12 protein-coding genes and 1 pseudogene are annotated in these 13,556 nt (G+C 60.7%); 2 read left to right on the top strand and 11 right to left on the bottom strand.

Features of this window, described 5'->3' with window-relative positions; all coding sequences use genetic code 11:
- The 3 genes from KBT70_RS19070 to KBT70_RS19060 form a co-directional block, all read right to left on the bottom strand.
- Nucleotides 1-987, bottom strand: a 987-nt coding sequence (locus KBT70_RS19070; protein WP_296637862.1) for a TRAP transporter large permease subunit, incomplete at its 3' end; no start/stop codon positions are given.
- The gene (locus KBT70_RS19065) at nucleotides 984-1,568 is read right to left on the bottom strand and encodes a TRAP transporter small permease subunit (RefSeq protein WP_296637860.1); all 585 of its coding nucleotides are present in this window, start codon (nucleotides 1,566-1,568) and stop codon (nucleotides 984-986) included. The genes KBT70_RS19065 and KBT70_RS19070, both read right to left, overlap by 4 nt.
- Nucleotides 1,569-1,647: 79 nt before the next feature.
- Nucleotides 1,648-2,778, bottom strand: a complete 1,131-nt coding sequence (locus KBT70_RS19060) for a TRAP transporter substrate-binding protein (protein WP_296637858.1) — start codon at nucleotides 2,776-2,778, stop codon at nucleotides 1,648-1,650.
- Nucleotides 2,779-3,062: 284 nt separating this feature from the next.
- Here KBT70_RS19060 and pncB point away from each other — a divergent pair, with 284 nt between their 5' ends.
- Together pncB and KBT70_RS19050 are read left to right on the top strand one after the other, a co-directional pair.
- Entirely contained in the window at nucleotides 3,063-4,355 is a 1,293-nt protein-coding gene (gene pncB, locus KBT70_RS19055; protein WP_296637856.1) for a nicotinate phosphoribosyltransferase, read from the top strand.
- 68 nt (nucleotides 4,356-4,423) lie between these two features.
- Nucleotides 4,424-5,800 carry an FAD-dependent oxidoreductase gene (locus KBT70_RS19050; RefSeq protein WP_296637854.1) on the top strand — a complete coding sequence of 459 codons (1,377 nt, stop codon included), beginning with the start codon at nucleotides 4,424-4,426 and terminating at the stop codon, nucleotides 5,798-5,800.
- A 21-nt stretch (nucleotides 5,801-5,821) separates the two neighbouring features.
- Here KBT70_RS19050 and ugpC read toward each other — a convergent pair whose 3' ends face one another.
- From ugpC to KBT70_RS19010, 8 genes and pseudogenes are all read right to left on the bottom strand, one after another.
- The gene (ugpC, locus tag KBT70_RS19045; RefSeq protein ID WP_296637851.1) at nucleotides 5,822-6,871 is read right to left on the bottom strand and encodes a sn-glycerol-3-phosphate ABC transporter ATP-binding protein UgpC; all 1,050 of its coding nucleotides are present in this window, start codon (nucleotides 6,869-6,871) and stop codon (nucleotides 5,822-5,824) included.
- A 5-nt stretch (nucleotides 6,872-6,876) separates the two neighbouring features.
- The gene (gene ugpE / locus KBT70_RS19040; RefSeq protein WP_296637865.1) at nucleotides 6,877-7,713 is read right to left on the bottom strand and encodes a sn-glycerol-3-phosphate ABC transporter permease UgpE; all 837 of its coding nucleotides are present in this window, start codon (nucleotides 7,711-7,713) and stop codon (nucleotides 6,877-6,879) included.
- A 20-nt stretch (nucleotides 7,714-7,733) separates the two neighbouring features.
- Nucleotides 7,734-8,615, bottom strand: coding sequence for a sn-glycerol-3-phosphate ABC transporter permease UgpA (ugpA, locus tag KBT70_RS19035; RefSeq protein ID WP_296637848.1), 882 nt, complete (start codon nucleotides 8,613-8,615; stop codon nucleotides 7,734-7,736).
- Nucleotides 8,616-8,652: 37 nt separating this feature from the next.
- Entirely contained in the window at nucleotides 8,653-9,966 is a 1,314-nt protein-coding gene (gene ugpB / locus KBT70_RS19030; protein WP_296637846.1) for a sn-glycerol-3-phosphate ABC transporter substrate-binding protein UgpB, read from the bottom strand.
- A 138-nt stretch (nucleotides 9,967-10,104) separates the two neighbouring features.
- A complete protein-coding gene (gene bhcD / locus KBT70_RS19025; RefSeq protein WP_296637844.1) occupies nucleotides 10,105-11,109 on the bottom strand; it encodes an iminosuccinate reductase BhcD in 1,005 nt (334 codons plus the stop codon).
- Between the two features lie 8 nt (nucleotides 11,110-11,117).
- Complete coding sequence (gene bhcC, locus KBT70_RS19020; protein ID WP_296637843.1) at nucleotides 11,118-12,281, bottom strand: 3-hydroxy-D-aspartate aldolase BhcC; 1,164 nt, start codon at nucleotides 12,279-12,281, stop codon at nucleotides 11,118-11,120.
- A gap of 68 nt (nucleotides 12,282-12,349) precedes the next feature.
- Nucleotides 12,350-13,318 carry a beta-hydroxyaspartate dehydratase BhcB gene (gene bhcB, locus KBT70_RS19015; protein WP_296637841.1) on the bottom strand — a complete coding sequence of 323 codons (969 nt, stop codon included), beginning with the start codon at nucleotides 13,316-13,318 and terminating at the stop codon, nucleotides 12,350-12,352.
- A gap of 12 nt (nucleotides 13,319-13,330) precedes the next feature.
- A pseudogene (locus tag KBT70_RS19010) lies at nucleotides 13,331-13,556 on the bottom strand (serine--glyoxylate aminotransferase); the annotation flags it as partial.

The raw sequence follows: 13,556 nt of genomic DNA, 5'->3' as shown, positions 1-13,556 counted from the left end.
ATAGGAGCCGACAAAGAGCCAGCAAACCATCGCCGTGGTGCGCACCGTCAGATACACGCTCTCGCGCATCCGCTGCCATGTCATCGCGCGATAGACAAACGCAAGGAAGATACCGCCCAGCGCACCGATGGAGGCCGCTTCGGTTGGGGTGGCGAGACCGAACAGGATCGAGCCAAGCACCGCGAGGATGAGAAAGGCGAGCGGCACAAGAGAGGTCATGATCATCACGAAGAGCTGCATCTTCGGGATGTCCGGGATTTCCTCTTTGGTGGGTTTCGGTGCCACGGAGGGCTGCAGGATCGAGCGGCCGATCACGTAGATCAGGTAAAGAACCACAAGCGTCAGACCCGGCAAGAGCGCCGCCGCGTAGAGCCGCACGATGGAAACGCTCGACGCAGCCGCATAGACGATCAGCATGATCGATGGCGGGATGAGAATACCCAGCGTGCCGCCCGCGCAGATGATTCCGCTTGCGAAGGACGGATCATACCGCGCCTTGAGCATGGCCGGCAGCGCCAGAAGACCCATCAACGTCACCACAGCACCGACGATCCCGGTGGCCGTGGCAAAGAGCGCGCAAGTCACGAGGGCTGCCACACCCATCGAGCCAGGCATATTCTTGGCCGCGATGTTGAGCGTCCCAAAGAGCCGGTCCACGATGTTCGCCCGCTCGACGATATACCCCATGAAGAGGAACAGCGGCACGGCGGTCAGAACCTCGTTCGACATCACGGTATAGGTCTGATTGACGAAGAGGTCGAATATTCGGTTGTTGAAGAACCCCTCGAGCCAGAGGCTCCATTGGTCCCATGTTCCGGCATCCTCGGCCAGCCGATCAAAGCTGCGCCACATGCGGCTTGCGTCGAAGTAGGCGTAGTAGCCAAAGCCGATCCCCATGGCCATTAGGGTAAAGGCGATGGGAAAGCCCAGAAACACGAAGATAAGGAAAAGGCCCAGCATCATCAGGGCGATTTGCGGATCGGTCATGGATGTGCGTCCTTTTCGGCCTCGGCGGCCTTTTGCATCAGCAGGTCTTCGGTCTCGAAGACGTCTTCATCGGCCTTGAGCCATTCATTGGTGCGCATGCAGTGGATGCAGCGGCACACCTGAGCAATGCCTTGGATAAGCAGAAGAATTCCGGCAGCGACGATCACGGTCTTGAACTGATAGATCGGGATGCCCGCCGGGCTGTTCACAGAGACCTCGGCATAGGACCAGGACCGCGCGGCATATTTCCAGCCCGCGACGATGAGCGCGATGATCCCCGGAAAGAAGAAGAGGATATAGAGCACCAGATCGACCTTGGCCTGATTGCGCGGCTGCCAGAGGCGATAGAGAAAGTCGCCCCGCACATGCCCGCCACGCGACAGGGTATAGGCCCCCCCCATCATGAAAAGCGTACCATACATGATGAAAGACACATCCAACGCCCAAGCGGTCGGGTTGTTGAAGAGGTAGCGCACCACCACTTCATACCCGGTACCAAAGGCCATCAGGACGATCAGCCAGGCAAACGCCTTGCCGAACCAGGCCGACAGGTTGTCGGCGAAACGTATGAAACCAATCACACGGAGCCCCCTCTATTTTGAAAGCGGCCCCGGCGTTTCCTGCGCCGGGGCCCTGGATTTTCCGGTTTTTACACCGTGATTACATCTTGAGCTTGCCGGGGAAGTAGTGCTCGAAGGCAAGCGCATAATCCGGCGCGTTCATCAGCTCGTAATAGGTCACTTGCTCGACCCATGCGCGCTGGCTGTCCAGACACTTCTTCATGAACGGATCTTCTTCGAGAACCGGGATCAGCTTGTCCCATGCCTCGATCTGACCGTTCAGAATGTCTGTCGACGTGCGGTGGATGGTAACACCGGCCTCTTCCTGCAGCCACTTGAGGTCTGCAGAGTAGCGGCGCATTGCCTTGGCGGTGTTGGCCGTAGAGGCCGCTTCGACCGCGTATTTCAGGATCGCGCGCAGATCGGGGTCGAGGTCTTCCATGGTGAGCTTGTTGAACAGGAATTCAAAGCTCTCGGAAGCCTGGTGATACGAGGACAGGTAGTAGTTCTTGGCCACGTCATGCGCACCAAAGTTGCGGTCCGACGACGGGTTGTTGAACTCGAACGCGTCGATCACGCCACGCTCCATCGCGGGGACAATCTCGCCACCCGGAAGCTGAGCCACCGACATGCCCATCGACTGCAGCAGGTCAGCCGCGAGGCCCACGGTGCGATATTTGAAGCCGTTCAGATCGGCAACGGTGTTCACTTCGCCTTTGAACCAGCCAAAGGGCTGTGCGAACATCGGGAAGCCCATGTAACCGTCGACTTCCATACCCATGATGTCTTGGGTCAGTTCGTCATAGAGCGCCTTGCCGCCGCCCTCGTAGAACCAGCTGAGCATCGTGGTGGCCGAGCCGCCGAACACGGGGCCGGTGCCAAAGAGCGAGGCGGCTTTGTTCTTGCCATACCAATACACGGGCACCGAATGCGCCATGTCGAGAACGCCGTCGTTCACGGCATCGAGAACCTGGAACGCAGCCACGACCGCGCCTGCGGGCAGCACGTCGATCTTGAGGCGGCCACCGGACATCTCCTCAACCCGGTTGGCATAGTCCTGTGCGAATTCCTGCCAGATATCGCCAGCGGGCCAGGATGTCTGCATCTTGAGCACCAACGGTGCTTGTGCCAACACCGCCGGAGCCGCGAGCGCGCCTGCAGCAACCGCCGGCGCCCCAACCGCCGCGCGGCGCAGGAACGAGCGCCGATCCATCTTCGACTTGTTCGTCATGGTAGTCCTCCCATAAATCTGTTGCGTCTGTTCGCATCGGATGGCGGGCAAAGCATAACCCCCACGGGCGATTCGAGGCCCTGTTTCCGCCACACGCGGCCAATCGTAACGGTTATGCGAGCAAAGGCAAGCATTCTGGTAAGATTAATTTACCAAATTGGCTTGATTTCTTGTTCCAGACGACAGAATTGCAGCCCAGCCCAAGGGCCACGCGGGTCGATGCGCCTTGCGCGCCCCCTCTTGCTTTGATTTAACCGCTGCAATTGTCCCGCCGGAGGCCGCCCATGGTCGATATCGCCACCCGTGTGCATAATCACAAATGGAAGATCGACCCGATTGTCCGGTCCCTGATCGACACCGATTTCTACAAGCTGTTGATGTGCCAATCGGTGTTTCGCAGGCGGCCCGACACGACCGTCACCTTTTCGCTGATCAACCGAAGTAGCGCGATCCGTCTGGCCGATCTGGTGGACGAAGGCGAACTGCGCGAGCAGCTTGATCACATCCGGTCGCTGTCGTTGTCACGGGGCGAGAGCACCTGGATGCGCGGCAACATGTTCTATGGCAAGCGCAGCATGTTCACGCCCGAATTCATGGACTGGTTCGAGGCGCTGCGCCTGCCGCCCTATCATCTGGAAAAACGCGACGGGCAATATGAACTGACATTCGAGGGCAAATGGCCCGAGGTGATGCTGTGGGAAATCCCGGCGCTGGCCGTGCTGATGGAACTGCGGTCGCGCGCCGTGCTGCATCACCTCAAGAAATTCGAGCTTCAGGTGCTCTATGCCCGCGCCATGACCAAGCTTTGGGAAAAGGTCGAGCATCTGCGCCCCATCGAGGGGCTACGCATCGCCGATTTCGGCACAAGGCGGCGGCATTCATTTCTGTGGCAGGATTGGTGCGTGCAGGCGATGAGCGAACGATTGGGCAACCGCTTTGTTGGCACGTCGAATTGCCTGATTGCCAAGAACCGGGATCTCGAGGCGATCGGGACCAATGCCCATGAATTGCCGATGGTCTATGCCGCCTTGGCCGAAGATGATGCAGCGCTGGCGCGCGCGCCCTACGAGGTGCTGTCGGATTGGCACGAAGAGCATGATGGCAACCTGCGCATCATCCTGCCCGATACCTATGGCACCAAGGGGTTTCTGGACAATGCCCCTGACTGGCTGGCGGGATGGACCGGCATTCGCATCGATTCCGGTGCGCCCGAGGAAGGGGCGGAAACCGCGATCAACTGGTGGAAATCGCGCGGTGAAGACCCAAGGCAGAAGATGGTGATTTTTTCCGATGGTCTCGATGTGGACCGCATCATTGCGCTGCATCAGCGATTTTCGGGGCGGGTGCGGTGCTCTTTTGGCTGGGGTACGCTCTTGACCAACGATTTCCGAGGGCTCACGCCGGATGACGCGCTGGCCCCGTTTTCGCTGGTGTGCAAGGCGGTGTCGGCCAATGGGCGGCCCACGGTCAAGCTGTCGGACAACCCGCGCAAGGCGATGGGACCAGCCGATCAGATCGCCCGCTACAGGCGCGTCTTTGGTGTGGGTGCACAGGAAGAGTTCGAGGTTATCGTCTGACGGCTGAAACGGGGTGTAATGCGCATGGACCTCTACCACACATCACCAATTCAAAGGCCTGCGCGCCAGTGGGCGAGCGCACAGGCCCGCCCGCGGCAGATGCGATGAGCCGGGGGGTGGGCCGACGCACGGTTCTGGCGGGATTGGGCGCGGTCGCCTGCGCTGCAGGCCATGCGGCGGCACAATCGGGCAAGCGAACCGTTGTCATTGGCGCAGGGCTGGCGGGGCTGGCGGCGGCGCGCGCCCTGCATGATGCAGGGCATGCGGTGACAATACTGGAGGCCGGGGCACGGATTGGCGGGCGCATCCGGACATCGCGGCACTGGTCCGACCTACCGATGGATCTCGGCGCAAGCTGGATCCATGGGCAGCGCGACAATCCCCTGACGGATCTGGCGCGGCAGAGCGGCGCGCGGGTGGTCGCGACAAGCTACAATGCGGCAATCCTCTTGGCAAAGGACGGATCGGAGATCGACCCCGACATGCGCCCCGCCAAGACCCTCTTGCGCCGCGCGCTGGCCGCCACCGAGAGCCGCACGCGCGACATCTCGGTGATGCGGGCACTTGAGGCCGCGCCAGAATGGCAAAGCGCCGATGCAGACCTGCGGCGTCTGGTGCTCTATGTGGTCAACAGCACGCTCGAGCAGGAATACGGCAGCCCCGCGCGTCTCTTGTCAGCCTGGTATGGCGACGAGGGCGAGGAATTCGGCGGCGCGGATGTGGTCTTTCCGCAAGGGTTCGACCAGATCACAACCCTGCTTGCGCGGGGACTGGACATCCGGCTTTCTTCCCCGGTGCAGGAGATTGCACCCGGTGAGGTCCGTCTGGCCGATGGCAGCCGGATTACGGCTGAACGGGTGATCTGCACCCTGCCGCTTGGCGTGCTGCAATCCGGGCATGTGCGCTTTGCTGCGGCACTGGCGCGCGACCGGCAAGCGGCCATCGACAGCCTGCGCATGGGTCTCTTGAACAAATGCGTGCTGCGGTTTGACCAGATTCAATGGCCGCAGGATGTGGACTGGATCGGCTGGTTGGGTCCGCGTCCTGGGTTTTGGGGCGAATGGGTCTCGCTTGCACATGCAATGGCGGTCCCTGTGTTGATCGGGTTCAACGCTGCCGATCCGGCCACCGAGATCGAAGGCATGAGTGATCGCGACACCATAGCCGCCGCGCAGGATGCGCTGCGCGCAATGTTCGGCACGACGTTTCCGGCGCCTTTGGATGCCCAGATCACCCGGTGGGGCCAAGAGCCGCTGAGCCGAGGCAGCTATAGCTATAACGCGGTCGGCACCACGCCTGCGACGCGGCGCGGCATGGCGGGTGCGGACTGGGACGGGCAGCTCTGGTTTGCGGGCGAAGCCTGTTCTCCGGGCCATTTCGGCACAGCGCATGGCGCGGTTTTGACCGGGAGAGATGTTGCGCGGGACATTCTCAAGGGCGGGTGAGGATTGTCACCTGTCGCTCGATCATCCCAACCGCATGCCTGTGGCGCGATCAAAGAGGTGCATGTTCGCAGGCTTGATGCCAAGGCGCAGGGCCTCACCACCATGCGAGACCGCATGAACCCCCGGCAGGCTGGCGGTAAAGCCTTGGCCCGTGGGCAGTTTCCCGTGCAGCAGCGTGTTGGCCCCCAAAGGTTCGGCAAGCTGAACCTGCATCGCAATCGGACCCTGCGGATCAGGCGTCAGATGCTCGGGTCTGAGCCCGAGCATGACGGGGCCGCTGTGACCTGTGGGATTGGGCAGGCGCATGTCACCGACTGAAAGCGCGCCCTCGCGCCCCTCGACTTCGAGCACATTCATGGACGGGCTGCCAATGAACTGCGCCGCAAAGAGCGTGGCGGGGCGTTCATAGACATCCAAGGGCGTGCCGATCTGTTCGGCGCGGCCTGCGTTCATCACGATCATGCGGTCGGCCATGGTCATCGCCTCGACCTGATCATGGGTGACATAGAGCGATGTGATCCCGAGCTTGGCCTGCAATTCGCGGATTTCGAGGCGCATCTGCACGCGCAGCTTGGCATCGAGGTTTGAGAGCGGTTCGTCAAAGAGAAAGACCGACGGCGCGCGCACGATGGCGCGGCCCATGGCGACACGCTGACGTTGCCCACCTGAAAGCTGCCGGGGTTTGCGATCAAGGAGTTCGGTCAGTTGCAAGAGCTTGGCGGCGTCCTGCACCTTGGCCGCAATCTCGGCCTTGGGCAGACCCGCGATCTTGAGGCCATAGCCCATGTTCTGCGCCACGCTCATATGCGGATAGAGCGCGTAATTCTGAAACACCATGGCGATGTCGCGGTCCATCGGTTCGAGATCATTGGCGCGGCGGTCACCGATGCGCAACTCGCCCTCGCTGATCGTCTCAAGCCCCGCGACCATGCGCAGGAGGGTGGATTTACCACAGCCCGACGGGCCGACGATGACGATGAATTCGCCATCCGCCACGTCTAGGCTCACGCCCTTGATCACTTCGGTCGGACCAAAGCGTTTCTTGATACTGTCGAGGGTTACGGTTGCCATATCGTCTATTTCTCGCTGTCCACGAGGCCGCGGATAAAGAGTTTCTGCATCGAGATGACCACCACCACCGGCGGGATCATCGCAAGGATCGAGGTGGCCATGATTACCGGCCAATCGGCCACGTCATCTCCGCTTGGAAACATCTGGCGGATGCCCATGACGATGGTGTTCATCGAGGGGTCTGTGGTGATCAAAAGCGGCCAGAGATACTGGTTCCAGCCATAGATGAAGAGGATCACGAAGAGCGCGGCGATATTGGTGCGGCTCATCGGCAAGAGGATATCCCAGAAGAACTGCATCGGGCTGGCGCCATCGACGCGCGCGGCCTCGGCCAATTCATCGGGGATGGTGAGAAAGAACTGACGAAAGAGAAAGGTGGCGGTGGCAGAGGCCACAAGCGGAAAGATCAGGCCCTGATAGCTGTTGAGCATGCCACAGCCTGCGATGACCTCATAGGTCGGCACGATGCGCACCTCGACGGGTAGCATCAAGGTGAGGAAGATCAGCCAGAAGAACATATTTCGTCCCGGAAAGCGGAAATAGACGATGGCAAAGGCCGAGGTGAGCGAGATGATGATCTTGCCCACGGCAATTCCCACCGCCATGATCAGTGAATTGCCCAGCATGGTCAGCACCGGCACGTTGACGCCCGAGAAAAGTGCTGCGGTGTAATTCTCGATCAGTTGGTCGCCGGGCCAGAGCGGCATCGGCGGGCGCACGATTTCAGGCTGCGTGACGGTCGAGGCGACGAAGGCCAACCAGATCGGGAAGAAGATCACCAAAACGCCCGCGATCATCAACAGATGCGTGAGCCAGAGGCCAAAGCCACGGCGCTCCACCATGCCTGTGATCTCGCGTGCCATCAGTAATGCACCCGTTTCTCGATATACTTGAATTGCAGCACCGTGAGCAGGCCCACGACCACCAAGAGGATCACCGATTGCGCAGCGCTCGATCCGAGATCCTGACTGACGAAACCATCGGAAAACACCTTGTAGACGAGGATCGTCGTGGATTGTTGCGGGCCCCCGGCGGTGATGGTGTGGATCACACCGAAGGTCTCGAAAAACGCATAGACGATATTGACCACCAAGAGAAAGAAGGTGGTCGGCGACAGGAGCGGCAGCACGATGGTAAAGAACCGCCGCCAAAAGCGCGCGCCGTCGATGGCGGCGGCCTCGATGATCGAGCGCGGCACGGCCTGAAGCGCGGCAAAGAAAAACAGGAAATTATAGCTGATCCGCCCCCATGCAGAGGCGGCGACGACCAGTCCCATCGCCTCGGCCCCGTTCAGCACATGGTTCCAGTCATAGCCCAACTGCCCGAGATACCACGACACGACGCCGACGCGGGTGTTGAACATGAACATCCACAGTACCCCCGCGATGGCCGGGGCCACGGCATAGGGCCATATGAGCAGCGTGCGATAGGTGCCCGCCGATTTCACCAGCCGGTCCGCCATGACCGCGAGAAAGAGCGCGGGGATCATAGACGCCAGCGTGACCAGCGTGGAAAACACCGCCGTGGTGAGAAATGAGGCGCGGTAGTAGGGATCGCCGAGCAGGTATTCGAAATTTCCAAGCCCCACGAATTGCGACGAGAGGCCGAAAGGATCGGGAATAAAGAGCGACTGCCAGACCGCCTGCCCTGCCGGATAGAAGAAAAACACCGCCGAGATAAAAACCTGCGGAGCAATCAGGCAAAGCGGTAGAAACCAGCCCTTGAAGGTGACACGTTTTTCCATGCGCGGTCAGGGGCCGGTTGCCCGGCCCCGCCCTGACTTAGCGGTTGGCTTGTTCAAACCGGCGCAAGAGCTGGTTGCCGCGTTCCACCGCCGTATCCAGCGCCGCCTGCGCGTCCTTGTCACCGGACCAGACCGCCTCAAGCTCTTCGTCGATAATCGCGCGAATCTGGTCAAAGGAGCCAAGGCGCAGACCCTTGGAATTCTCGGTTGGTTCCTTGCTGGTCATCTGGGTCACGGCAATATCGGTGCCGGGGTTGGCCTCGTAGAAACCTGCCGCGCGCGTCACCTCGGCTGCGGCAGAGGTGATGGGCAGATAGCCGGTGTTCTGGTGCCATTGCGCCTGCACCTCGGGCGAGGAGAGGTAGTTGAGGAAGGCAGCGGTGGCTTTGTATTCCTCGGGCTCATGCCCCTCTAGCACCCAGAGCGAGGCCCCGCCGATGATGGTGTTCTGCGGCGCACCCTCGACCCCGTCCCAATAGGGCAAGGGGCGGATCTGAAAATCGAACTGCGCCTCGGCCTTGACGCCGGCATAGCCTGCCGAGCTTTCGGTAAAGAGGGCGCAGGTGCCGGCACGGAAATTGGCACCCGCCTCGTTGCGGCGACCGGCGTAGATAAATTTGCCGTCCTTGGCCCATTCGCCCAGCTTGGCAATATGCTGCACCTGAAGCGGGCCGTTGAACACCAGTTCGGTATCGAGACCACCAAAGCCATTGGCCTGCGTGGCGAAAGGCACATTGTGATAGGCCGAGAAACTCTCGAGATGCACCCAGCTCTGCCAAGAGGTTGTATAGGGGCAGGCATGGCCCGCCTCTTTGAGTTGGCCCAGCACCGTGTCAACGTTTTGCCATGTGCTGAGGTCAGTGTCGGGGTCGATCCCCACCCCTTCCAGCGCGTCGCGGTTCACGTAGAGAACCTGTGTGGACGAGTTGTAAGGCAGCGAGAGCATCTGCCCTTCGGCGGTGGTGTAATAGCCGGTGACGGCGGACAGATACGCCTCCGGGTCGAAGGGCAAGCCCGACTCGGCCATCACCTCATAGACCGGTTTGATTGCTCCCTTGGCGGCCATCATGCTGGCGGTGCCAACCTCGAACACCTGGAGGATATGCGGCTGTTCGCCCGCGCGGAATGCGGCGATCCCGGCATTCAGCGCCTCGGAATAGTTGCCTTTGGGCGATGCTGTAACCTTGTAGTCGCTCTGACCGGCATTGAAGCCTGCGACTTGTTCATCGAGCAATTCCGCTAGACGCCCGGTGAAGGCGTGCCAGAACTGGATTTCGGTCTGTGCGGCGGCGGCGAGCGGTGCGAGGGCCGTGGTGGCCGCAAGAATGGCACCAAAAGCGAATTTAGACATCTGATCCTCCCTGTGAAACGCGTGTCCGGATCATACTGCCCGGCGGCGTCTTGCGCGGTCAAGCTACACGTAAAACGCGAACAGGCAACCGTGGTAACGGCTGCCTGTGCAAATTTCACCAAACTGTTATGAAGCGGATCAGCCCAAGGTAATGGGTGTCACCAGCCCTTGTTCGCGCGCAAGTTTGGCCGCGACAGAGGCCACGGCGAGATCCTGAAGGCCAACGCCAGTGCCATCAAAGAGGGTGATTTCCGTGTCCGAGGACCGCCCCGCATGGGTGCCGTTGATGACAGCGCCGATGGGCGTAATGTCAGCTTCGGCAATCAGCCCCTTGCCCACGGCATGCTGTGCCTCACCAATGGTGATCGACTGCGCGATCTCATCGGCAAAGACGGTGGCACGGGTAAAGAGCGCCGGATCGACCTCTTGCTTGCCCTTGGTATCGGTGCCCATGCAGGCGATATGCGTGCCGGGTTTGACCCAATCGGCCATCATCAGCGGCTCGAAGGCAGAGGTGATCGTGATGATCACATCGGCCTGCGCGCCCAGTTCCTCTTGCGTGACCGCCTCGAACTCCAGCCCCAACTCCTTGGCCACAGCGCCAAGGCGCGGCAGCATGTCGGGATGCGGGTTCCAGGCCACAACCTTTTCAAAGGCACGCTGCTCGACTGCGGCGCGCAATTGGAAGGTGGATTGATGACCTGCGCCGACCATACCCAAGACTTTTGAGTCCTTGCGCGCCAGATGCGCGATGGACACCGAAGACGAGGCCGCCGTGCGAATGGCGGTCAGGTAATTGCCTCCCACCAGCGCCGACAGCCGCCCGGTATCGGGATCGAACAGGAACACGGTGGACTGATGGTTGGTCAGCCCCTTGTCCATGTTGCCCGGCCAATAGCCCCCGGCCTTGAGGCCGAGCGACAGGCCAGAGCGGTCAAAGCCGCCCTTGAAGCCATAGAGCGCATCGGCATGGCCAATCGCCTCGCGGACGACCGGAAAGTTATAGGCATTGCCGCTTGCCATCGCGGCAAACACCGCCTCGACCGCGCCAAATGCATCCGCCCGGCTGATGATTTTCTGGCAGATTTCCTCGCCGACGATTACGAAACCGTCGGCGGCCACCTGTTGTTGGCTATTCATCATGCCAGCCCTTAGTAGGCCCGGCCACGAGCCGAAACCGGCCAAACGGTTTCAACCTTGCCGTTCCGCACGCCGACATACCAATCATGCACGTTGCAGGTCGGATCGCAGTGACCCGGCACAAGGCGCAGCTTGTCGTTGACCTTGAGCACACCATCGGGGTCGGCAACCACGCCATGCTCGTCAGAGCATTTGACATATTGCACGTCCGTGCGACCAAAGATCACCGGCAGGCCCGAGTCGACCGACTGTGCCTTGAGGCCCGCGTCAACGATGGCCTTGTCGGCCTTGGCATGGCTCATCACGCTCGTCAGGATGAACAGCGCGTTTTCCCACTCGCCTTGGTCGATACGCTTGCCGTCCTTGTCGAGAATGCGGCCATAGTCGGCATCCATGAAGGCGTAAGAGCCACACTGAAGCTCGTTATAGACGCCCGAATTGCCTTCGAAGTAATAGCTGCCTGTGCCGCCACCGCCGACGATGTCGCACTCCAGCCCTTCGGCCTTGAGCGTATCGACGGCATCCTTGACCTGCGCCACAGCAAGGTCGATCTTGGCCTTGCGATCCTCGTATTTGTCCATGTGCTGCATGGCGCCTTGATAGGCCTGAATACCCGCGAACTTGAGGCCCGGAGCGGCATCAATCGCCTTGGCGATTTCCACTACGGCGGGGGTCGTGGTCACACCGCAGCGCCCGGCGCCACAGTCGATTTCCACGAGACATTCGATCTGGGTGCCATGCTTTTGCGCAGCCGCCGAGAGATCGGCGACATTGGTCAGATCGTCAACGCAGCAGATCGTACGCGCGCCGAGTTTGGGCATGCGCGCCAGACGGTCGATCTTGGCGGGGTCGCGCACTTGGTTCGACACCAGCACATCCTTGATGCCGCCACGGGCGAACACTTCGGCTTCGCTGACCTTTTGACAGCAGACGCCGCAGGCCCCACCGAGGCTTTCTTGCAGTTTGGCCACATCGACGGATTTGTGCATCTTGCCATGCACGCGGTGGCGCATGCCATGTTCCTTGGCCCAGTCGCCCATCTTCTTGATGTTACGCTCCAGCGCATCGAGATCGAGGATCAGGCACGGCGTCTGAATTTCGGATTCGGCCATGCCGGGCAGCGCGGGAATGTCATAGCCTACCTCGTAGGCGTCGAGATTGATCGTGTCTTTCATCGGATATCCTCCCAGAATTCGGGTTGTTCAGTTGCGGCGCACGAGGATCGCGCACCGAAGGAAATTGGTCACTTGATCCACGGCAGCGTGTCGAGATCGACATTGCCACCCGTGATAATAACGCCCACACGCTTGCCCGCGAAAACCTCGCGGTTTTTGAGGATGGTGGCAAGGGGCACAGCACAGCTTGCCTCGATCACGATCTTCATCCGCTTCCAGGTGAGCTTCATCGCCTCAACGATTTCCTCTTCGCTGGCGGTCAGGATGTCGGTGACATTATGGCTTACGAAATGCCAGGTATTCTCCTTGAGCGGCACCTTGAGGCCATCAGCCACGGTATCGGGCGCGTCATCAGCGATGATATGCCCGGCCTTGAAGCTGCGATAAGCGTCATCCGCCTGCTCGGGTTCTGCAGCGTAGATTTCGACATGCGGCGCGATATTCGACAGCGTGAGACAGGTGCCCGACACCATGCCACCCCCACCAATTGGGGCGATCACGGCATTCAGCCCCTCGACCTGCTCCATCAACTCGAGCGAACAGGTCGCCTGCCCGGTGATGACGCGCAGGTCATTGTATGGATGCACGAATTCGGCGCCGGTTTCGGCCTGCACCCGTGCGAACACCTCTTCGCGGCTGGTGGTCGACGGCTCGCATTCGGTGATCATGCCGCCATAGCCGCGCACAGCATCCTTTTTCGCCTGCGGCGCGGTGCGCGGCATGACCACGTGACAGGGAATGCCCCGACGCCCGGCGGCATAGCTGAGCGACAGCGCGTGATTGCCGGAGCTATGCGTTGCCACGCCCATCTTGGCCATTTCGTCTGTCAATCCAAAGACCGCGTTGGACGCACCGCGCACCTTGAAGGCCCCCGCCTTTTGGAAGTTCTCGCATTTGAAGAACAGTTCCGCCCCGGTCAGATCATTCAGATAGGAGGAGGTCAGCACCGGGGTGCGGTGGATATAGGGTTTGATCCGATCATGCGCGGCGCGCACATCGTCGATCGTAAGGTCGCTCGGACTACGTTGATCCAGCATTTAGTCTTCCTTTCACGCGGCTTTTTCGGCCAGAACGGGTTTGGCTGTCGAGCGGTAGTATTCCTGCGCCGCGATGACACCAGACCCCAGTTTAACCGGGTAATTCAAATCCACCATGGCCATTTCGAGCGTCGCCAGACCCGAGAGCATCATCGACTCGGTCAGGCTCCCGAGATGGCCGATGCGGAAGGCGCGGCCGTTCATCTCTCCCAGCCCCACGCCAAAGCTCATGCCGTAG

The organism is Roseovarius sp. (genome assembly GCF_018066915.1).
In the GTDB taxonomy this organism is placed as follows: Bacteria; Pseudomonadota; Alphaproteobacteria; order Rhodobacterales; family Rhodobacteraceae; genus Roseovarius.
Note: the sequence above shows the minus strand (reverse complement) of the source record. Positions and strands in the feature narration are given on the sequence as shown.